The 18,992-nt window shown below is 43.7% G+C and carries 23 protein-coding genes; 12 read left to right on the forward strand and 11 right to left on the reverse strand.

What is annotated here, in order from left to right:
* Window positions 1-93 precede the first annotated feature (93 nt).
* Window positions 94-924, reverse strand: coding sequence for an ammonia-dependent NAD(+) synthetase (gene nadE / locus R7P69_RS02580; protein WP_005375299.1), 831 nt, complete (start codon window positions 922-924; stop codon window positions 94-96).
* A 178-nt stretch (window positions 925-1,102) separates the two neighbouring features.
* Between nadE and R7P69_RS02585 the strand changes: the two genes are divergently transcribed.
* Entirely contained in the window at window positions 1,103-1,636 is a 534-nt protein-coding gene (locus tag R7P69_RS02585) for a nicotinate-nicotinamide nucleotide adenylyltransferase (RefSeq protein WP_005375300.1), read from the forward strand.
* Between the two features lie 14 nt (window positions 1,637-1,650).
* Window positions 1,651-2,133: a hypothetical protein gene (locus R7P69_RS02590; protein ID WP_017635276.1), complete on the forward strand. Its 483-nt coding sequence runs from the start codon at window positions 1,651-1,653 to the stop codon at window positions 2,131-2,133.
* 109 nt (window positions 2,134-2,242) lie between these two features.
* On the opposite strand, the gene R7P69_RS02595 is transcribed toward R7P69_RS02590, so the two are convergent.
* Window positions 2,243-2,851 (reverse strand): hypothetical protein, encoded by a 609-nt coding sequence (locus tag R7P69_RS02595; protein WP_005375302.1) that lies wholly within the window; start codon window positions 2,849-2,851, stop codon window positions 2,243-2,245.
* Between the two features lie 191 nt (window positions 2,852-3,042).
* Between R7P69_RS02595 and R7P69_RS02600 the strand changes: the two genes are divergently transcribed.
* Entirely contained in the window at window positions 3,043-4,152 is a 1,110-nt protein-coding gene (locus tag R7P69_RS02600) for a 1-acyl-sn-glycerol-3-phosphate acyltransferase (protein ID WP_053350090.1), read from the forward strand.
* A gap of 74 nt (window positions 4,153-4,226) precedes the next feature.
* Here the strand turns inward: R7P69_RS02600 and R7P69_RS02605 are convergent, their stop codons facing one another.
* A complete protein-coding gene (locus tag R7P69_RS02605; RefSeq protein WP_017821237.1) occupies window positions 4,227-4,826 on the reverse strand; it encodes a hypothetical protein in 600 nt (199 codons plus the stop codon).
* 319 nt (window positions 4,827-5,145) lie between these two features.
* Here R7P69_RS02605 and R7P69_RS02610 point away from each other — a divergent pair, with 319 nt between their 5' ends.
* The gene (locus R7P69_RS02610) at window positions 5,146-5,418 is read left to right on the forward strand and encodes a YnjH family protein (RefSeq protein ID WP_005375306.1); all 273 of its coding nucleotides are present in this window, start codon (window positions 5,146-5,148) and stop codon (window positions 5,416-5,418) included.
* 88 nt (window positions 5,419-5,506) lie between these two features.
* On the opposite strand, the gene R7P69_RS02615 is transcribed toward R7P69_RS02610, so the two are convergent.
* Entirely contained in the window at window positions 5,507-5,806 is a 300-nt protein-coding gene (locus R7P69_RS02615) for a YfcZ/YiiS family protein (RefSeq protein WP_238952519.1), read from the reverse strand.
* Between the two features lie 607 nt (window positions 5,807-6,413).
* Between R7P69_RS02615 and R7P69_RS02620 the strand changes: the two genes are divergently transcribed.
* Window positions 6,414-6,875 (forward strand): TetR/AcrR family transcriptional regulator, encoded by a 462-nt coding sequence (locus R7P69_RS02620; RefSeq protein WP_005385033.1) that lies wholly within the window; start codon window positions 6,414-6,416, stop codon window positions 6,873-6,875.
* Window positions 6,876-6,987: 112 nt separating this feature from the next.
* On the opposite strand, the gene R7P69_RS02625 is transcribed toward R7P69_RS02620, so the two are convergent.
* Genes R7P69_RS02625 through R7P69_RS02650 form a run of 6 tightly spaced genes read right to left on the reverse strand, consistent with a single transcriptional unit; the run spans window position 6,988 to window position 11,569 of the window.
* Window positions 6,988-7,770 (reverse strand): heme ABC transporter ATP-binding protein, encoded by a 783-nt coding sequence (locus R7P69_RS02625; RefSeq protein WP_005385036.1) that lies wholly within the window; start codon window positions 7,768-7,770, stop codon window positions 6,988-6,990.
* A complete protein-coding gene (locus R7P69_RS02630; RefSeq protein ID WP_047101741.1) occupies window positions 7,770-8,807 on the reverse strand; it encodes a FecCD family ABC transporter permease in 1,038 nt (345 codons plus the stop codon). Before R7P69_RS02630 ends, R7P69_RS02625 begins: the two co-directional genes overlap by 1 nt.
* A gap of 9 nt (window positions 8,808-8,816) precedes the next feature.
* Window positions 8,817-9,686 carry a heme/hemin ABC transporter substrate-binding protein gene (locus R7P69_RS02635; protein ID WP_085569330.1) on the reverse strand — a complete coding sequence of 290 codons (870 nt, stop codon included), beginning with the start codon at window positions 9,684-9,686 and terminating at the stop codon, window positions 8,817-8,819.
* A 28-nt stretch (window positions 9,687-9,714) separates the two neighbouring features.
* Window positions 9,715-10,128 carry an ExbD/TolR family protein gene (locus R7P69_RS02640; protein ID WP_047101737.1) on the reverse strand — a complete coding sequence of 138 codons (414 nt, stop codon included), beginning with the start codon at window positions 10,126-10,128 and terminating at the stop codon, window positions 9,715-9,717.
* Window positions 10,125-10,823, reverse strand: a complete 699-nt coding sequence (locus R7P69_RS02645) for a MotA/TolQ/ExbB proton channel family protein (RefSeq protein WP_005385044.1) — start codon at window positions 10,821-10,823, stop codon at window positions 10,125-10,127. Before R7P69_RS02645 ends, R7P69_RS02640 begins: the two co-directional genes overlap by 4 nt.
* Entirely contained in the window at window positions 10,823-11,569 is a 747-nt protein-coding gene (locus R7P69_RS02650) for an energy transducer TonB (RefSeq protein WP_064354554.1), read from the reverse strand. Before R7P69_RS02650 ends, R7P69_RS02645 begins: the two co-directional genes overlap by 1 nt.
* Before the next feature lie 160 nt (window positions 11,570-11,729).
* On the opposite strand from R7P69_RS02650, the gene hutW reads away from it, so the two are divergent.
* From hutW to R7P69_RS02670, 4 genes are all read left to right on the forward strand, one after another.
* On the forward strand, window positions 11,730-13,100 hold the full coding sequence (gene hutW, locus R7P69_RS02655) for a heme anaerobic degradation radical SAM methyltransferase ChuW/HutW (RefSeq protein WP_238952521.1): 1,371 nt from the start codon (window positions 11,730-11,732) through the stop codon (window positions 13,098-13,100).
* 32 nt (window positions 13,101-13,132) lie between these two features.
* A complete protein-coding gene (hutX, locus tag R7P69_RS02660) occupies window positions 13,133-13,636 on the forward strand; it encodes a heme utilization cystosolic carrier protein HutX (protein ID WP_238952522.1) in 504 nt (167 codons plus the stop codon).
* 56 nt (window positions 13,637-13,692) lie between these two features.
* On the forward strand, window positions 13,693-14,223 hold the full coding sequence (gene hutZ / locus R7P69_RS02665) for a heme utilization protein HutZ (RefSeq protein WP_005375331.1): 531 nt from the start codon (window positions 13,693-13,695) through the stop codon (window positions 14,221-14,223).
* Window positions 14,224-14,320: 97 nt separating this feature from the next.
* A complete protein-coding gene (locus tag R7P69_RS02670; protein ID WP_005375333.1) occupies window positions 14,321-14,857 on the forward strand; it encodes an ATP:cob(I)alamin adenosyltransferase in 537 nt (178 codons plus the stop codon).
* An 80-nt stretch (window positions 14,858-14,937) separates the two neighbouring features.
* Here R7P69_RS02670 and R7P69_RS02675 read toward each other — a convergent pair whose 3' ends face one another.
* Window positions 14,938-15,852: a chemotaxis protein gene (locus R7P69_RS02675; protein WP_005385059.1), complete on the reverse strand. Its 915-nt coding sequence runs from the start codon at window positions 15,850-15,852 to the stop codon at window positions 14,938-14,940.
* A gap of 214 nt (window positions 15,853-16,066) precedes the next feature.
* On the opposite strand from R7P69_RS02675, the gene ppiC reads away from it, so the two are divergent.
* The 3 genes from ppiC (at window position 16,067) to R7P69_RS02690 (ending at window position 18,989) form a co-directional block, all read left to right on the forward strand.
* Window positions 16,067-16,408: a peptidylprolyl isomerase PpiC gene (gene ppiC, locus R7P69_RS02680; RefSeq protein WP_080276970.1), complete on the forward strand. Its 342-nt coding sequence runs from the start codon at window positions 16,067-16,069 to the stop codon at window positions 16,406-16,408.
* Window positions 16,409-16,751: 343 nt separating this feature from the next.
* Window positions 16,752-18,056 (forward strand): MATE family efflux transporter, encoded by a 1,305-nt coding sequence (locus R7P69_RS02685; RefSeq protein WP_238952523.1) that lies wholly within the window; start codon window positions 16,752-16,754, stop codon window positions 18,054-18,056.
* 171 nt (window positions 18,057-18,227) lie between these two features.
* Window positions 18,228-18,989 carry an ATP-binding cassette domain-containing protein gene (locus tag R7P69_RS02690; protein WP_104976471.1) on the forward strand — a complete coding sequence of 254 codons (762 nt, stop codon included), beginning with the start codon at window positions 18,228-18,230 and terminating at the stop codon, window positions 18,987-18,989.
* Window positions 18,990-18,992 lie beyond the last annotated feature (3 nt).

Here is an 18,992-nt window from a genome sequence, read left to right on the forward strand (position 1 = left end):
CACCTTTTTCCTTCGACAAAAACTGTTCCTAGACAAAAAAACGCTGCTATTTTTAGCAGCGTTTTGAGTTTTAAAGAGAGCTGAAAATATCGCTTAGTCGTAAATCGTCGGGATTGGCTGGCGTTTGTGCTGCGTTGCTTTGTAAATCGCTACCAGACGGTCACTCACTTGCTGTGGAACAGGTTTGCCCTCTAAGAAGTCGTCGATTTGCTCGTAAGTTAGGCTTAGGGCATCTTCGTCTGCTTTCTGTGGAGCAAGCTCTTCTAAGTCTGCCGTTGGCACTTTCTTCACTAGTTGCTCAGGTGCACCCAATGTAGCAGCCACTTCACGAACTTGGCGCTTACTTAATCCGAACAATGGTGCCATGTCACAAGCGCCATCACCAAATTTAGTGTAGAAACCAGTGATGTTTTCTGCTGAGTGATCAGTACCAAGAACAAGGCCGCCTACGTAGCCCGCGATCTCGTATTGAGCAACCATGCGAGCACGCGCTTTTACATTGCCTTTTACGAAGTCGACTTTTGCTGCATCAGTTGGTAGAAGGTCTGTGCCTTCTAATGCAACGTGAGAAGCCGAATGAAGCCCGTCAACACCTGCTTTGATGTTCACCGATACAGAATGGGTTGGCTGGATAAAAGACAGAGCGAGCTGAGCCTCATCTTCATCTTTTTGCTCCCCGTAAGGCAGGCGAACTGCGATAAATTGGTAGCTATTGTTGCCCGCTTCTTCGTTTAGTTGGTCTACAGCCAACTGAGCTAAACGACCACATGTCGTTGAGTCAACGCCACCGCTGATGCCAAGAACAAGAGACTTACAGCCCGCTTCTTGCAATTTACGCTTAATAAAAGCGACACGGCGTTCAATTTCAAAATGCGGATCAATTGAAGGGAGTACGCGCATTTCGTCACGGATGGATTGTTCCATTTAGGGTTCCTTTTCCTGCAAATATTTCAGACTCTAAAGCACATTTGCTCAAATGGTGATAAACCATACAGTTGAGGCTCATTAAATGCGACTTTAGGGTCAAAAGCTGTAAAGATTAGTAGTATCATACCGAAATCATCAGATTAGAAAACTCTCTTCAACCAGGTAATCACCGGATATGAAAAAAATCGCCATTTTTGGTAGTGCATTTAACCCACCTAGTTTAGGGCATAAAAGTGTTATTGAGTCTTTGAGCCACTTTGATCTTGTGCTACTTGAGCCAAGCATTGCACACGCTTGGGGCAAGAACATGCTTGATTACCCAACTCGGTGCAAAATGGTTGACGCGTTCATCAAGGATATGGGGCTTTCTAATGTTCAGCGTTCTGATGCAGAGCAAGCTTTATACCAACCTGGACAAAGTGTGACGACCTATGCGTTGTTAGAAAAAATTCAAGAAATTTACCCAACTGCCGATATAACTTTTGTCATTGGTCCTGATAATTTCTTCAAATTTGCTAAATTTAGTAGAGCTGAAGAGATTACGGAACGTTGGACTGTTATGGCATGTCCTGAAAAAGTAAAAGTCAGAAGCACAGATATTCGCAAAGCATTGGCCGAGGGTGAAGAGATCGGCGCCTATACAACACCTTCCGTACGTGATTTATTACTTAGTAAAGGCTTATACAGAGAAACATTGTCTGGGAACTGAGAGGTCAGATTTTCATGGTCAGAGTAGTTTTATTTAGTGCATGTGCGCTGCTTGTGGTGACACAAGCTCATTCCGCGTGTAACTATTTTTCTGATCGTTCCGTGGTGTTTGAAGATAACACGCTTCCAATCTGTGAAGAAATTTTAGATTCCATCGGCGTGTTAAGTACTGAAGCATTGATTTGGTATGCAGCGGAAGCGAAGCTTGAAGGACCAACAGAAAACTATTGGGAGGAGTGGGCGATTAAGCCGGAAGACACCCCACTTCTAACTCAAAACTTAGAAAAGAATTACTTTGGTCTTGGTTTTTGGATGCCGGAAGAGCTTCGAGACGAAGAGAGTAAAATGGATACAGAAGAGTGGCTTCGTAGTCACGGGTTGATGTTCAGCGTTGGTTTTGGTGATAAATCCGACGGACAGCCAAGAATGCGGTTTGATTATCGTTGGCACGAATATTATGACGCTGACTGGATGATGCAAATAGAGGTACCTTTCTAGACACCTCAAGCAAATGAAAAAAGGGCGTACATTATCAATGTACGCCCTTTTTGTTTTAATCTACTTTCTGTGTCCGTAATGCTGAAGACGTAGCTTGTTGAAGAGCAAGTTATAGCGCTTCTCCAAAGACTAAAAAGCAAAGCTGTTCATATTCTTCGGTGTTACCAGCAAAAAGAGAGTCAACAATTTGCTCTTCCTTCTTCCCCGACAGTTTCATTTTTCTTGCTTCACGTAGTGTTAGTACCAAGCAAAGCTCTTTAGAAATATTCATGTCACAGCCAGGAGTCCATTGATTGATGGTTCTCGTTAACGTTGAGTGCGCTAGTTTAGGAGACAGCGTCAATACTTCATGTCTTACTACTGTCAGTAGATCGGTTTGCAGATCCGAGCGTTCGGCAGTTGTTGCTAGCTTCTCGACGAGCGCTTTTAGTAGCGGTGAAGGCTTCACAAAGCCCGCTTGTTGTGAGAAGTCGTCATTTAAACGCACAGAAAAATCACAACGATATACACGAGAATTAGGTAAAAAGGTGAGGGAGCTCAAACATCCTTGAGGAATCCAAAAATATTGGCCTGGTTCAATGGCATACTCCTGCTTACCCAATTTAATGACGGCTAACCCTTCGATGACAGATAGTAGACTGTGCTTCAGTGCTTTTTTACGCGCAGCTACATCAAGAAAGGGGTATTTAGCGTCGTGAAATTCAATTGCGTAGTTCATTATGAGTACCAGTGTTTTTTGGCGCTAAGGGTAACGTTAAACCCATACGATTCCAACCGGCTGAGAGAATTTTTTAGCATGATAAATGGTGGCTTAACTGGTATGACCATGTTAAAAGTATGGGTTGAAATGCTGCTTGTCAGCAAAACTATGCGTAAAATGTGCCAGCTTTTTTTGATATGTAATGAACAATGACAGCCAATACTGATCCTTATATTGAAATTCGTCCTTACAACGACGAAGAAATTCCAGCAGCGCTGGATCGTCTAATCCAAGATGATGAATTTATCACTGCTATCCTAGAACATCGCTTTGCTAATAAAGCAGCGTGGTTCAAAACGCTAATGAGCCCGATCCTGCGCATCTACCTGAAAGCCAAGTGGAGCAAGCTTGATTCTGTCGAAGCAATTCAGATTGAAGTGAAGAAGTATCTGAAAGATACATTGAATAAGACAACGGATGGCGTCACTTTTTCTGGTTTGGATAAGCTGGATAAAAACACGTCATACCTATTCGTTTCTAACCACCGTGATATTGCGATGGACCCTGCGCTCGTAAATTATGGCTTGTACCAAAGTGGGCACCGTACAGTTCGTATAGCGATTGGCGATAACCTGCTGAAGAAGCCATGTGCGACAGAATTGATGCGACTCAATAAGAGCTTCATCGTTAAGCGCTCTGCTAAAGCGCCTAGAGAAATGATGAAAGCATTGGGACAACTTTCAAGCTATATCAAACATTCGCTTGATACTGGCAATTCAATTTGGATTGCCCAAAAGGAAGGCCGTGCTAAAGATGGAAACGACTTTACTGATCCTGCGATTTTAAAAATGTTCCATGTTGAAGGTCGTAAACAAAAGATCAGCTTTGGTGAGTACACGCGTTCTCTGAAAATCGTTCCTGTCTCGATTTCCTATGAAAATGATCCATGTGACATTGCCAAAGCAAAAGAGCTGTACGAAAAAGCAGAAAATGGCCGCTATGAAAAAGGCGAATTTGAAGATATCGAAAGCATCATTCAAGGTATCGTTGGCTATAAAGGCCGTGTACATGTTGCGTTTGGTGATGTGATTGAGCAAGAGTTTGAAACGCCGGAATCTCTTGCTGGTGAAATCGACCGCCAAATTCACAACAACTACAAGTTGTACCCAATCAACTTGTTAGCTGCTGGGCATGAAGATTCGAGCATCATTACGGAAGCAGTTAAGCGTCATCTCGCGGATAAGTTGGATCAGCTACCTGAAGGCGCAAGACCTTATTTGGTGGCGAGCTATGCCAATCCTGTGAATAACCAAGAGTAACTTTCGTCACTGAACTCTGTTGATTCAGAATGCCTTAAAGCCTCGGTCTGCCGGGGCTTTTGTTTATCTGCTCTTTAAGGTGCGACGGCGCCACCAAGGGTTAAATTGCTAGGCCATTTGGTGATCCTGTTACCACCTAAATAGATATTCCCTTTCACCGTCATTGTGTCTGGAAATACTTTCAGCGCTGATCCTCCAATATAAAGATTACCATCAACCACCAATCCTTCAGGAAGTTCAGAAATGGGAGTGCGAATAACACTTAGATCACCTTTTACTCGAAGTTTAGCTGGAAGCGCTTTTAACGGTGTATCTGTCAGATTTAGGTAACCGCCTAGTTTGATGCCTTTAGGCCAGTTTTCGATCTTACTACCTAGTAGGTTTGCATAGCCTTTTATCTTTGTTCCTGAGCGAATAACTTTGAGTGCGCTGTTAGTTGCTTCCAGACTGCCTTCAACATCAAGCCCTTTAGGCAAGGTTTTGATAGGGGTTTGTGAGATGTTTAAGTTGCCCTTTACCACTAGGCCAGAGGGTAGTTGGGTATAAGGCTTGTTTCTAAGATCAAGATTGCCGTAATTATCGATGTGACCAAACTTAGAATAGTAATCTAGCTCATATGCCAAAGGAGACGAGCAGAGCAGGATTGAAGTAAGGCATAGGGAAACAAAACGCATAGTCAAAGAGTTAGTTAAATACCGAGATCAACAGGTGCTTATCTTATACTTAAATAAACCTATTATGCATTTTTTGCTCACAGTTTTTGATTCATAACTTAAATATTCAAATTAGAGATGCACGCTAAAAGTGTGCGCTTCTTTACTGCGCTAAGTAACTTCAAGCTTACTAAAATGAGATAAATTAAATGATTGAATGTGAAGCAGATTCAAGCGTAGAGGTGAGAAAAATATCAGTAGATATTTGAATAATATGAGATTCTTCCAAGAACTTCACAAGGGTCCTTGTTAGTATTATTGAGGTTTGAGGGAGATTTTCATGAAGTTAAAAAGTGTATCTATTTTTACCGCTGGTGTTTTTGCAGTACTGCTGTCGGGTTCCGTTTTTGCTAAATCATACAGTACACCAGAAAACAAAGCGCTAATAGTTGCTGACGGTAAGGTAGGTCAGCGTATCTGTTACTACGATGATAAAGCCTACACCACAGGGGCCGTGATTAATGTTGAAGGCGTATTACTGATGTGTACCGCTGAGAACGATTTTGAAACCAATGGCTCGTTAAAGTGGGTCGTGTTCAAAAAAGATAAATAAACGCGCCGAAGTTGTCTGTTTCATTTAGAGCGGTTTAAGATTAAGAGATTGGAAAAATAAAAAGCGAGCATCATGCTCGCTTTTTTCATTAACGCGCGAGTGAGCGAGTTTTTAATTCAAAGATAAGTTTTTCAGCACTTACTTCAAATTTGAATCGAGCCGTCGCATGGTTCGATTCTTCGGTTATTTCTGAAACATTGTATTCAACATCAGCACATACTGATTTAGCGAGCTCGATGTATTTTTGTAGTTCAGACTCTAGCTCTGTTTTTGTCTGTGCGAAAACCGTTACGTCGGCAACTTCGTCACCTTCTTTGATGATAAAGCCTATCTCGCCAGCACAGCCGCAGGCCTCACATACTTGGTTTTTTTCTAATTCGACACTCATAACGAATCCTCTTGTAAATACTAAGGGTATTCTATCAGGTATTTGATCTGTATCTACAAAAATGACGACTTTTGCGTAAAAAAGGAACAGAATAGGCACTTGTTAAGTAAGGGTTAAAGATTGGATTACTAAATCATCAAGAACGTTAATGTGATATATATCAACATTTAAAATCAATTAACGAACATAGTGACGAGATTTTGCTCAGTCCAGTTGAACTAATGGTTAATTTATAAGACTATTTCTTGATTGATTATTTTTAATAATTATCATTCTTGGTCTTTGAATAGTTTCGATGAATAATTGGCGCAAGGTTTTGATGAGACTAACTTTTCGCCTTATTTTGAGTAGCATGTATTGACAAAAACATAACTGAAAATTACACATTACGCAGTGTAAAGACGTTATGGTTTGGAACTCGACATGATATTAAATAGTCGCAATACATATACCCAAAGCGCTTTCAAGTGCAGCGCTTAGCAACCTGATTTCTAGGTTTTCGCTAATCGAACCGCATCGGCGAGCCGGGTATAATGCTAAGAATGATTTCATTCTGGCCTCATTTAATAGTGAGTTAGATGGATTTACAAAGAGAAGAGCTTAAAATATGCCAAAGCGTAGTAAAGAAGATACCGAAATCACTATCCAAAAGATCATGGATGCCGTTATTGATCAGCTACTCAGATTAGGTTACGACAAGATGTCGTACACGACGCTAAGCCAGCAGACAGGTATATCGCGTACCGGTATTAGCCATCACTTCCCTAAGAAAACGGACTTCACCGCCGCACTGGATGGCCGTATCTTTAAAATGTTTATTGAACACTTAGAGTTTGATAAAGGATTAAATGCATTTTCACAAAGTTGGATTAAAGCGCTGGAAGATGCTGAGTTCCTCGCGATTTTACGACTGCTATTCCATCACATTGTCACCGCTGAAAATGCGCAAGAATTTGCTGCTAATGGTATTGACCGCTTATACAAAATGGTTGAAAGCCAGTTTGGTGCGGGTGGTGACAAAGAGCTTGAGTGGTTGATTGGTCGTTCATTGATCCAAATGAGCAAGTAATAGCCTTTAAAGAACCAAATTCTGCCACTATCAAAGCAAAGGCCCGCAATTCTCATATTGCGGGCCTTTGTCGTATCAAAGTGTTTTAGAGACGGCTTAGAGGAGATACGCTTTATGCTGCGGCATGCACTTGAGGGAAGTCTAGCGTCGGATGTTTTGTCACAATAGATCGATAGCCATAAACTTGCTCAATGCGCTCTGACGTTAGTGCATTCCATGGCGTGTCATCACAAACTAGTTTCCCGTTATGCAAGAGTACAAGGCGGTCTGCGTACTGAGAGGCTAGATTCAAGTCATGTAACACCACAACCACCGCAGCGTTCTGTGCTTTTGCCGTTTCACGAGCAATTTTTAACGTGTTGTGTTGATGGGCGAGATCCAACGCTGAGGTAGGTTCATCAAGCATTAAGATTCGTTTTTCGCCAGATTGATGTAGTTGTGTCATCACTCGTGCTAGATGCAGTCGTTGCTTTTCTCCACCAGATAAAGACGGGTACAGGCTTTCTGCTAAATGCAATACGTCGGTTTGTTCCATGTAATGTAAAGCCAGTTTAGTGGTTTCTTTATTGGACAGTGATAGCGGTATTGCCCCCAGCTCTACGACTTCTCTGGCTAGAAATGGGAAGGTTAAGGTGCTGTGCTGCGGGAGCATTGCAATATGTTTGGCGCTTTTTTCAGGCTCCCAATCATGCTTTTGTTTACCGAAGTAGGTGATGTGATGATTCGAAGAGATCTCACCGCATAGAAGCTTGAGCAAAGTACTTTTACCTGCGCCATTGGGGCCGAGTAGGGCGGTCACTTCACCAGCTCGGATATCAATGTTGATGTCATCGAGCACCACACGGTTGCCATACGTCATCGAAATGTTTTTCCCCGATAAAACGATCTGGTTCATTACAAAATCTTCCCTTTTTGCTGGAACAATAAGTAGATGAAAAAGGGCGCGCCAATCAATGCGGTCACGATTCCAACTGGTAATTCAGCTGGTGCCACGGCAACACGAGCAAACATATCTGCGGCAGTAAGAAGCAGTGCTCCCATTAAGGCAGATATTGGTAATAGCGTTCGATGGTCAGGCCCAGCGAGCATGCGCCCTAAGTGAGGAATCACGAGCCCAATAAAGCCAATTGCACCACTGATGCTCACCGTAATACCAACACCCAGTGCAGAAAGTAAAATAAGCTGACGTTTGAGTTTTTGAACCGGAACTCCTAAGTGTCTTGCTTCTGATTCCCCTAACAACAGAGCATTCAGCGCCATCGACTTCTTCTGAAACCAGAGCAATAGGATGATGAGTGTTACAGCAGATAGAGCAATCCCTGACCAATTTGCACCAGCTAATGAGCCCATCGACCAAAGCGTCAAGTCTCGCAGCATCTGATCATCTGCGATAAAGTTCATGTAGCCAATCGCAGCACCCGAGAGCGCGCTGATGGCAACGCCGGCTAACAACATAATTGTAACTGAGGTACCAAACTTACTTGTGCCGAGTTTATAAACGAGAATAGTCGTTAGTGCACCGCCAATGAAAGCAAAAAGAGGCAGAGCCGCTAAGTTCATTAGTTGCGGATAGTTTTGGCTAAATTCAGCAAATACAACAATAGCGAATGCACCACCAAGAGCAGCGCCAGCAGACACACCAATGATACCAGGCTCGGCTAATGGGTTACGGAACAAGCCCTGCATAACCACACCACAAATTGCTAAAATGGCGCCGATGAACATACACAAAATGGTGCGAGGCAATCGGATTTCGTTAATGACCAACTGAATGTGAGGAGCGAGATCAGAACTGCCTCCCGTTAGGCTACGCAAACTGTCAGCAAAGCTAATGTTCATTGGGCCAACGGTAATAGAGGCGATAGCAATAAATGCTAAAAATCCACTAAGCACTGATAACGTCGTTGAAAGGGGGATGCGTCTTAACAACATGTCATGTCTCTATGGGTAAAGCAGTGCATTCAAGCGTTTAGCTTCTGCAAGGCTTTTAAGGCCCAAACCACCTACCAGAGCATGGCCATCAATCGTTATGATGTCTTTGTTCTTTCCAGCGGGTGTTGCAGCAAGAAGCGGCATTGCTTTTAAAATTGCATCGGCACCACCCAACGTTTCATAGCTGCGACCACTAACAAGAATCACGTCAGGCTGCATCTCTACCATCGCTTCTGTGGATAGAGGCTTGTAAGACGAGAGTTGTGTAGCGGCTGGGTTTTGTCCGCCGGCGAGTTGAATAATTGCATCGGGTGTCGTTTGTGAGCCCGCAACATTTGCAGGTCGCCCTTCATGGATCAGCAGAAAGAGCACTTTCTTTTTCTTTGCTTGATTAGGCTGGTTTGCATTGAGTGCTTGTACTTGCGCCTGGACATCTTGCTTTAAGCTTTCAGCTTGAGCCTTGCGATCCATAAGGTTCGCAATTTGATCAATACGTTGATAAAGGCCCTCGACATTTGCATCAGTATTAACAATTTCTACATCTACGCCAGCCGATTTCAATTGGCTCAATGTTGTTTTCGGCCCCATCTCATCAGAACCAATGACTTTTGTCGGACGTAAGGCGAGCAACCCCTCCGCTGAAAGACGACGATGGTAGCCCACTTTAGGCAGTTCCATCCCTTTTGGTAATTGACTGGTGACGTCGATAGCAACCAAGCTATCTTTAGCGTCGAGTTCAAGCAAGAGTTCAGTGACGGCGCTGCCTGCGCTAACAACGCGCTCTGAGGATGGCGTTTCATTGGCAAAAAGTTGACTACTCGCGAGTAGGGAAATAGCTGCCGTGACAACAGCATGAATAGTGATGCGTGTGTTCTTCATTTTGAAAGGATCTCTATCTTACTTATTTTTATGATGGCTCTTCAGTGAGTAACTGAGTTGCTTGAATTCCGTTTTCTTGTAAAAAGCCGAGAAGTTGTACTAGCGACTGAATATTCGCGGTTTTTTCTGCTCCAATTACAATCGGTTTATCGCTTGACTTACTCTCTTCTAACAGCGCGAGGGTAAAGTTGTCCCAATCGATATATGTCTTGCCGTTAATAGCCCAGTAAGGCTCGTCTTTAAGAATATTTACCGTGATGGATTGCTTATCGACATCTGCAACAGCCTGAGATTCTGTGCTCGGTAAATTGACGTCTAATGAATCGAGTTTGACCGCTGCGGTTAACATCAGGAAAACCATGACGATAAAAATAATGTCTAACAGCGGTGTTAAATCGGGGGCTAAACCGTTACGACTATTTTCTTGTGGTGTTTTAATCATTGAGTTGCAGCCTCAATCTTCTCAGAAGAGCGCAGTGTTACTTTTGAGTGGTCTGGCGAGACATGCTGTAACGAGATACCTTCAAGCCATAAGTTGACGTAGTTTAAAGTGTGCTCAAGCTTGGCGATTACACGATCCGCCCACAAACCAATGATCTGCGCTCCTGAAATGGCAGGAAGTGCGATAATGAGACCCGCGGCAGTGGTGCGCATAGCAAGACCTAGGCCGTCAGCCAAATCATTCGGAGTGATATTCCCCGTTGAAACCGCGATGCCTTTAAACATGTCAATTAAGCCAAGTACCGTACCAAGCAAGCCAATTAAAGGGCTGATGACGCCAATCAGCGTCAGCAAACGAAGGCCGGAATGCAGCTGATGGCGTTTTTCTTGCAGCCAAATACCTGCGGCATCCTCTCTTAAAGATTTCGAGAAAGAATGATGAGCAAGCAACATCGCAACACCACGGTACAGAAGCGGCCGCTTATTCGACAACTCTTCAGCAAGTGCTTCAAGCTCGCTCCCATTTGTTGGGTCTAATCCTGTGAGCTTTTGGCGAATGGCTCGCTTTCCTACACCAAGGCTAATTAACACATGGAATAATCGCTCGGCGATGATCATCACCGTTAGAGCTGAGCAAATGATCAAAGGCCATGTCATCAGCCCAAATTGAGTTTGTAATTCTTGTAGTTGTTCCATTATCCATCCAACTTAAAACGAACAGGTACTTGTACTCGGTGAGCGACTTTTAGCCCACCTGAAATATGTGGTGTAAATTGCCACTGTTTGATCGCACGAAGTGCTGAGGCATCTAGCGACTCTGTGCCGGAAGACTCAATCAAAACCTGTTTAATCTGGTTACCATTCTCATCTAGCCATATCTCATACAAGGCTACACCCTCAATACCGCGTCTTTGTGCAGATCTTGGGTAACGGGGTTGTGTTGGTTGACTCACAAACGTTGGTTTGTCGACCAAGACAGGCTGAGACGTTGCCCCTTTGGATTGGCTCGCAGGTGCGGATTGTTGAGCTACCGTCTCTTTCTTCACTGGTTCCGTTTTTTTCTTTGGTTTCGCTTCGGGCTGAACCTTTTGCTTTGTTACGGTTTTGGTGGGCTCGACCGCTTTAGGTTTAGATTGTTTAACCGGTTCAGGTTTTTTCTCTACTACCTTCTTCTTAACAGCGTCTTTCTTGACGACCTGTTTTTTTACAATCTTCTTTTCTGGTTCAGGTTGGTCTTGAGGCTGCTGCTCTTTTGGTGGCGCTACATTTTCTGGTGTAGATTTTTCGACAGCGGGAGGAGCAGACACAAGATTTAGACTTACCGAACTTGCTGGGTTTCCAGCCGGCATCGCGAACACCTTTGTCTCTTGAGAAACAAAAAGAAGTGCGGCATGGATGGCAAGGGAAGCACCTCCTGCAATGACATATCTTTGTACGTTCACGGAATATCTCGGGAAACTATGAAAACTTGGGCAGATTATTACTTACAATGGAAATAAGATCAATTATCAATTGCATTATCATTACGCTCAAATTATGATTCTTGCAGAATTTTTAAGATCAGCTTCCATCCCTTACATGATGGGAGTTAAGCGAGTATATATGAGCGTCGATATCGATAAGCTTGATGAATCAGTGTTGGGCAGTGATAGTCCTGATCCATTGCGATTTGCTTTTGTTAAGAAGCATTCTGCACATGCCGGGGGAGCGAGCGTACCTGTGCCCTCGTCTCAACAACAGGCGATTTTTTCGAGTATTACGGCTAACTCAATTAAAGCGACCAATAAACGCTGTCTTTATATTCATGTTCCGTTTTGTCGCGTTCGTTGCACTTTTTGTAACTTCTTTCAAAATGCTGCAAGTCGCACACTGGTTGATGAGTACTTTGAAGCATTAATGCAGGAGCTTAGAGAGAAAGCGGTATTACCTTGGACACAAAATGGTATTTTTCACGCCGTATATATCGGGGGCGGAACGCCAACGGATTTATCTCCAGTACAGGTTCGTGTGTTAGGCCAGGCTATCCGAGACCACTTTCCTTTGGCTGCAGACTGCGAAATCACCTTAGAAGGTCGCATCAATCGTTTTTCTGATGAGTTGTATCAAGGCGCTTTAGAGGGTGGTTTTAATCGTTTCTCTTTTGGTGTGCAAAGTTTTAATACACAAGTGCGCCGCAGCGCAAAACGTTTAGATGATAGGGAAGATGTCCTCAAACGAGTGAGCGAGATCGCCAAAGAAGACAAAATTCCGGTCATTATCGATTTACTCTATGGCTTACCTTATCAAACCAAAGAAGTGTTAGAGCAAGATTTAAATGATTTCCTCTCGACTGGCGCACACGGACTGGATTTGTATCAGTTAGTGGTTGGTGGGTCAGCGCCCATGCTCAACCTCGTAGAAAAGGGAAAAATCCCGCCACCTGCGACCACACCAGAAAAAGCGGGAATGTACGAGCTCGGTGTGAACTTTATGGCCAAACACCATATGAAGCAACTTAGCGTGAACCATTGGGCAATCGATAACCGCGAGCGTAGTTTATACAATAGTTTAGCCAAGACTTATGCAGAGGTATTGCCAATTGGCTGTGGTGCTGGAGGTAATATCGGTGGCTACGGGATGATGCAACACCGCACACTAGAGACCTATATTAAAGCGGTCAAAGAAGGTCAAAGCACCATCGCGATGATGATGAAGCAAAGCCCTCTAGAACCACTTTTTTCTGCACTCAAATCTGCGTTTGACCGTGGCATTGTTCAAGCAAATCAACTTCCATCATTTATGGGAGAGGACGCGTTCGTGTTTTTATTGCCTCTATTTAAAGTGTGGCAAGCGAAAGGCTTAGTACAGCTACATGAACGTAGCGCAGTCCTTACTCTTGCAGGCAGCTTCTGGGCAGTGTCATTGGCTCAAAGTTGTATTCAGGTACTCACGTCAGAGATGAACGAAACGGTACCGAAAGCATTCAATAATTAATGAAAACAAATTGAACAAAAACGGAAGACACAATGGAATCAATCAAGCAACAAGTTGAAGTATTACTAGAGCAAGAACCACAATTATTGCCAGCTGCGATAGCAGAGCGTCTTGGCATTTCCGAGTTTGAGGTTGTTGCGGCTCTACCTCAGGAAATGGTGGCTATTGCACCAGGAGAGCAAGCGCAAAGCATCTTAGAAAGTTTGGTTGGTTTTGGCCCGGTGACGACCATCGTCCACTCTTTTGGTTCTATCTTTGAAGTTAAAGCGCCGTTTCCAAAAGGAAAAGTGGCGCGTGGCTATTACAATTTAATGGGTAGAGAAGGTGAACTGCACGGCCACCTTAAATTAGATAACGTTAAAAATGTCGCATTAGTCAGTAAACCGTTTATGGGTAGAGAGAGTCACTATTTTGGTTTTTTCTCAGAGTGTGGAAGCAATATTTTCAAGATTTATTTAGGCCGTAACGAAAAGCGCGAGTTGATTGAAGAGCAAGTCACCGCATTTCGCGCCCTACAAGCCGAATTAAAAAAGTAATCACAAACATAATCGAGGCTTAACTCGAATACTAATTAGTAAAGTCAGGTATCAATATGGATCAACAAGTTAAACAAGAGCGTTTGCAAGGTCGTTTAGGGCCAGAGATCAAAGAGTTTCGTCAGGAGCGCCGTACACTTCAGCTTGCAACTGTCGATGCAGAAGGTCGCCCGAATGTAAGCTACGCGCCTTATGTCCAAAACCAGGAAGGTTATTTCGTTCTCATTTCTAAAATCGCTCGTCATGCCCGTAACCTTTTAGAAAATCCAAATGTTTCATTGATGATGATCGAAGATGAAGAGTCTTCAAAGCAGCTGTTTGCTCGTAAGCGCTTAACTTTTGATGCGGTAGCAAATGTAGTTGAGCGAGACACAGAGATGTGGCAACAAGTTGTTGGACAAATGAAAGAGCGTTTTGGTGAGATTATTGATGGTCTAAGCCAGCTAGAGGATTTCGTTTTGTTCAACTTAAAGCCAGAATCGGGGCTATTTGTTAAAGGTTTTGGTCAGGCGTATCAAGTGTCTGGTGATGATTTAGTCGATTTTGTTCACCTTCAAGAAGGTCACAAGAAAGTCGAAAGTGCCTGATTGTAAACCGATCATATGAATGTCGATCATTTGGCATAATGAACGTTTAAAGGGAGTTAGGTTATACTGACTCCCTTTTTTATATTGGAACAAAAGCATGAAACCTGTAAGTAAGGAATTGAGCGAGATTTGCTATCCGTTTATTTACGAGGACAGTCCGGTTTGTGACTTTGAAATTACAGCAGATGAACTTTGTAGTCGTATTGGCCTTGTTCTCGCTATGGAGTTGGACGAGTTTAGCCGCGATATACTGACAAGAATGCAGCCTAATGTTTATCATCTAAATGGTTCGGTTCGCGGGAAATTAGCGATTACAGAGACGGAAGTTGAAGAGTTAAAGGCCGATTATGCTTTGCTCAAGCAACGTATTGATGGCGGCTTCAAAGGCTTTGTTCTACCCGGAGGGCACCCGGCAGCCAGTCAATTGCATTTGTGCCGTTGCCAAGCTAAAAAAACGGTACGAGCATTAGTTGCCGTTGAACATACAGGTAAGAAGCAGCCCGCACCTATTTTGTTTCGTTACGCGAACTTATTAGCGAATGTACTTTACAGCCTAGCTTCTTATATTAATCATGCTCACCAAGTCAAAGAGACGGAATTCGTTTCTCGTAGTTACGCGATGCCAAAGAAGTGAGCTGAGAAATTAGCGGATGTGAGCATCAGGGATAGGACAAGCACTGCATTATATTCTCAAATCAACTCGTCCAATAAGAGTTAAGAAGTCATAGCTTTGGCTTCTAGCTCTTTTGCTCCGCGAAGCATCGCTTCGATTAGTTCTCCTGCATTGAATTTCTCAAGTGCCTCATGCGCGCCAACTTGGTGAGCTCTGTCTACACAGATTTCGCTCGATAACGATGTATGTAAAATGCGGTATGAATGGTTCAGAGAGGAATTATTCTGAACTTCAAATGCTAATTCATAACCGTCTAATCCGGGCATTTCAATATCGCTGACCAGAATATCAATTGGGCGATGAGCCGCAGCGTCACTTTTCATCAGTTCCAATGCATCTAAACCATTTTTACAGATTTGATACCCAATATTGATGCTATCGAGTGCGTCACACAGCTGTTTACGAGCGATGGAAGAGTCATCCACCAATAGAATACTGAGTGCTTTTAGGCGTTCTCGCTCAATATCTGTCAGCATTGGTATCTTTGAATTCTCGTACTGCGGATAAATTTTGGAAAGTAGCAGTTCCACATCCAGCATTTGAACAGTTTTGTCCTCGTAGCGAGTAATTCCAGTCACGAAAATATTTTTTCCAGCGCTCGGAGGTGGCGTTTCAATAGCTTTCCAATCGCACTCAATGATCTTCTCTATACTACGAACCATAAAAGCTACTACGGTTCGCAAGCAATCTGTCACGATCAAGTAGCAGCTTTTATATTCTTCTTCACTTATAGGACGAAAGCCAACAGCCGCTGACATATCGATCACTGGTACTGTTAAGTTACGTATCGTAACGGTTCCAATGACGTGATGATGCGAGTAAGGGATCTTCGTCGTTGGCATGTATGGGACGATTTCACGGACTTTTAGCGTACCGATAGCGAAACTCTGTTGCAGGGTGAGCTTAAACATCAACATGCCCTGAGACTGATTCGCTTTGCTAACGACTTTTGCCATGAAAATAACCTTATAAATACCACCGAATTGTGTCTAATCTAATCTTATCAGACGAAGGCTTCAACCATCGGAGAGACAAATGTGAGCTTTTTAGGCAATCTTTTAGAGAATAGTGATTAACTGAGCAAAACTTGTTTGAATTTTAAACTCATTATATAGACGATTTTATATTCCACGTGCATTTTGGCCTTTGCCACTGAGCTATTATTAAGAAATGTTTGGTCTGTTAAAAAGGATTGGGTACACTTGCGCGACCAGAATAGTGAGAGATAGATCAATGGCAAATACAGCAGCCGCATTACATATTCTTGTGAAGCACAAAGAGCAAGCGGAAGACATAATCAAGCAACTGAAAAAAGGCGCAAAGTTTCAGACATTAGCGAAGAAGTATTCAACTTGCCCGTCAGGCAAACGCGGTGGTGACCTTGGTGAATTCCGCCGTGGTCAAATGGTACCTCAATTCGACAAAGTGTGCTTTTCTGGCGAAGTGTTAACGCCGCATTTAGTTAAAACCAAGTTCGGTTGGCATGTTGTAAAGGTGCTTTACAGAACATAAGGCTTGGTATCGACCTAAACATTGTCAGATGAAACCCACAAGCATTAAATATCATCTGTACGGTCTCTTTTCACCAATCACTACCGTTATGACATGGCAGATACATTCTGATCTGCCATGCTCCACCAAACGCCAATCTTTCCAAACTAGAAACTCATTTATATGCAGTTAATTTGGCTTTTCTCATAAGTCGTTATCCTATTTCAAGCTTTGGTATGAGAATACGTTTGCTGGTTGTATCAATTATCAATGCTATTCCTTGCTGGCGAACTTTGGTTCATGTTCGGACGCCATTCGCATATGATAGCGACCTTATAAAAATTAACCCTGTTCATAATTTAAGATGTCCCTGACTCATAAAGACTATTTTAAAATCGCATTTCCTTTCATCGTTTCTACTGTTACCCAACCATTATTGGGGGCGGTGGACACCGCGGTGATCGGTAAACTCGGTGTGGCTGAGATGATTGGTGGTGTAGCGATCGGCACCGTCATCATGAATACCTTGTATTGGCTGTTTGGCTTTTTCCGCGTCAGTACGACTGGGCAAAGTGCGATCGCATTAGGTAAAAATAGCCCGGAAGATCAAGCGAGCAGCTTATACCGTCCTTTCGTGCTTTCGCTCTGCCTTGGTTTGATTTTCATTGCGTTGCAGTCCGTGATTTGGATGGGGGCAGAGCTGATTATCTCCCCTGATGCCGTCGTGGCAGAAAACGCGAAGATTTACTTCGATATCATGATCTTTGGTGCGCCGTTTGTGCTGCTGAACTACACCGTGATTGGTTGGTTGATGGGGCAGGCGAAAGCCAAAGAAACCTTGTTCACGCAAGTGTTTGGTAACGTGCTGAACATCGTGCTGGATATCGTATTTGTGTTGTACTTCGATATGGGGATTGCTGGTGTTGCGGTGGCGACACTTATCGCACAAATCTCGACGTTTGTTATCGGTGCAGTGCTGGTGTTGAAAACCTGTCGCTTCCCGCTGTTTGATTACATTCAGACCGCAAAAATGACGCGTAAAGATCTCAAAGTTATCGCGTCTTCCAATATGGATCTGCTGCTTCGTACTGTGTGTCTACTGGTGTTCTTCAACATGATGGCGCGTGTAGGCTCTCAACTAGGTTCTGATGTGCTCGCGGCGAACGCAATCTTGATGCAAGTGACCTTCATCGTCAGCTACATGTTCGATGGTGTGGCGAATGCGTCGAGCGTCTTCGCAGGTAAAGCAGTAGGGCAGAAGAATCCGACATTGCTTGATAACGTGATTAAGCTAAACACGCAATGGACCGCGGCGTTTGTCGTTGTATTGACCTTGTTGTTGGTGCTGTTCAAACACCAATTAGTGACGTTGTTTACCACTTTGCCAAACCTTGTTGAGCTGTATTTGGACATGAGCCCTTGGTTATTGGCATTCCCGTTGGTTGCTGGTTTTGGTCTTACGTTTTACGGCATCTTTACCGGTACAGGGACGACGCGACCAGTGCGTAACTCTACCTTTCTAACCATGGTGTTGTTCTTAGTGACTCAATTGATTGCGGTGCAATATTGGGGCAACCACGGTTTATGGCTGGCATTCACTTTGTTCTACGTTGGGCGCTTTGTCTTCTTGTTTCGATACCTCGGTCAAGTTAAACAAAAGTGTCTTTAATTCACACTGTCACAAACGACCTAATTTAGATGTTCTTATAACAAGGGTGGAGCCATCTGCCCTTGTTGATAAATCTGAAAAAGGTGATGAAATAACCTTTCCGACTGGTTTCCTTGCTTTAACCCGCATGATATTATTTGTGATGTTATATTATTACATTTAGTTTATGCCGTGATTTCTCAACCAATACTCTCCGTTAATAATCTCAGCCTTACAGACTCAGAGCGTACACTCTTCAAAGACATTTCTTTTGAGCTGTCTCAAGGTGAAGTTCTTGCCATTATGGGACCTTCCGGCATTGGTAAATCCATGTTGTCGAAAGCCGTCGCAGGTTTTTTGCCGTCTGATATTTGGGTAGACGGAAGTATCCAGCTTAACAGCAGTGAAGTCGCACAAACTGTCATGCTGCAACGTAGTCAATTGCAGCGTCCCGCGGTCATTTTCCAAGATGCACTTAAAGCGCTGAATCCATTGGCGTCTGTCGAACAACAACTGTGTTTGGCATTGACGGGCAAAAAAACGCGCTTGTCTTCAGCAAACCGAGACACCGTGACGACCTTGTTGTCTCAACTCGGATTTGCGGATCCAAAAGCAGCATTAGCGCAGCATCCAAGCCAGTTATCTGGTGGTCAGCGCCAGCGTATTTGTATTGCGATTGCGTTGCTTGGTAGTGCCAACTTGATCATCGCTGATGAGCCCACCAGTGCGCTCGATCCAATCACCGAAGCGGAGATCCTTGAGTTGTTTCGCAGTAGTGTTCAGCAACGCAACATCAGTGGTTTGTTGATCACGCACGATCTGTCTGCGGCTTTGGCGTGTGACAAAGTCTTGGTGATTGCGGACAACACCATGGTGGCTTATGGCGCACCTTGGCAAGCCATTCAGCAAAGTTCGCATCCTTTCTGCCAACAACTTGCGCAACTGCTGCCTTAACCT

This window comes from Vibrio sp. 661 (assembly GCF_033339315.1).
GTDB lineage: Bacteria > Pseudomonadota > Gammaproteobacteria > Enterobacterales > Vibrionaceae > Vibrio > Vibrio alginolyticus.

What these genes read in the sequence shown, in the direction of transcription:
- nadE (WP_005375299.1), bottom strand. Translation starts at nt 924, where the DNA reads ATGGAACAATCCATCCGTGACGAAATGCGCGTACTCCCTTCAATTGAT.
- R7P69_RS02585 (WP_005375300.1), top strand. Translation starts at nt 1,103, where the DNA reads ATGAAAAAAATCGCCATTTTTGGTAGTGCATTTAACCCACCTAGTTTA.
- R7P69_RS02590 (WP_017635276.1), top strand. Translation starts at nt 1,651, where the DNA reads ATGGTCAGAGTAGTTTTATTTAGTGCATGTGCGCTGCTTGTGGTGACA.
- R7P69_RS02595 (WP_005375302.1), bottom strand. Translation starts at nt 2,851, where the DNA reads ATGAACTACGCAATTGAATTTCACGACGCTAAATACCCCTTTCTTGAT.
- R7P69_RS02600 (WP_053350090.1), top strand. Translation starts at nt 3,043, where the DNA reads ATGACAGCCAATACTGATCCTTATATTGAAATTCGTCCTTACAACGAC.
- R7P69_RS02605 (WP_017821237.1), bottom strand. Translation starts at nt 4,826, where the DNA reads ATGCGTTTTGTTTCCCTATGCCTTACTTCAATCCTGCTCTGCTCGTCT.
- R7P69_RS02610 (WP_005375306.1), top strand. Translation starts at nt 5,146, where the DNA reads ATGAAGTTAAAAAGTGTATCTATTTTTACCGCTGGTGTTTTTGCAGTA.
- R7P69_RS02615 (WP_238952519.1), bottom strand. Translation starts at nt 5,806, where the DNA reads ATGAGTGTCGAATTAGAAAAAAACCAAGTATGTGAGGCCTGCGGCTGT.
- R7P69_RS02620 (WP_005385033.1), top strand. Translation starts at nt 6,414, where the DNA reads ATGCCAAAGCGTAGTAAAGAAGATACCGAAATCACTATCCAAAAGATC.
- R7P69_RS02625 (WP_005385036.1), bottom strand. Translation starts at nt 7,770, where the DNA reads ATGAACCAGATCGTTTTATCGGGGAAAAACATTTCGATGACGTATGGC.
- R7P69_RS02630 (WP_047101741.1), bottom strand. Translation starts at nt 8,807, where the DNA reads ATGTTGTTAAGACGCATCCCCCTTTCAACGACGTTATCAGTGCTTAGT.
- R7P69_RS02635 (WP_085569330.1), bottom strand. Translation starts at nt 9,686, where the DNA reads ATGAAGAACACACGCATCACTATTCATGCTGTTGTCACGGCAGCTATT.
- R7P69_RS02640 (WP_047101737.1), bottom strand. Translation starts at nt 10,128, where the DNA reads ATGATTAAAACACCACAAGAAAATAGTCGTAACGGTTTAGCCCCCGAT.
- R7P69_RS02645 (WP_005385044.1), bottom strand. Translation starts at nt 10,823, where the DNA reads ATGGAACAACTACAAGAATTACAAACTCAATTTGGGCTGATGACATGG.
- hutW (WP_238952521.1), top strand. Translation starts at nt 11,730, where the DNA reads ATGAGCGTCGATATCGATAAGCTTGATGAATCAGTGTTGGGCAGTGAT.
- hutX (WP_238952522.1), top strand. Translation starts at nt 13,133, where the DNA reads ATGGAATCAATCAAGCAACAAGTTGAAGTATTACTAGAGCAAGAACCA.
- hutZ (WP_005375331.1), top strand. Translation starts at nt 13,693, where the DNA reads ATGGATCAACAAGTTAAACAAGAGCGTTTGCAAGGTCGTTTAGGGCCA.
- R7P69_RS02670 (WP_005375333.1), top strand. Translation starts at nt 14,321, where the DNA reads ATGAAACCTGTAAGTAAGGAATTGAGCGAGATTTGCTATCCGTTTATT.
- R7P69_RS02675 (WP_005385059.1), bottom strand. Translation starts at nt 15,852, where the DNA reads ATGGCAAAAGTCGTTAGCAAAGCGAATCAGTCTCAGGGCATGTTGATG.
- ppiC (WP_080276970.1), top strand. Translation starts at nt 16,067, where the DNA reads ATGTTTGGTCTGTTAAAAAGGATTGGGTACACTTGCGCGACCAGAATA.
- R7P69_RS02685 (WP_238952523.1), top strand. Translation starts at nt 16,752, where the DNA reads ATGTCCCTGACTCATAAAGACTATTTTAAAATCGCATTTCCTTTCATC.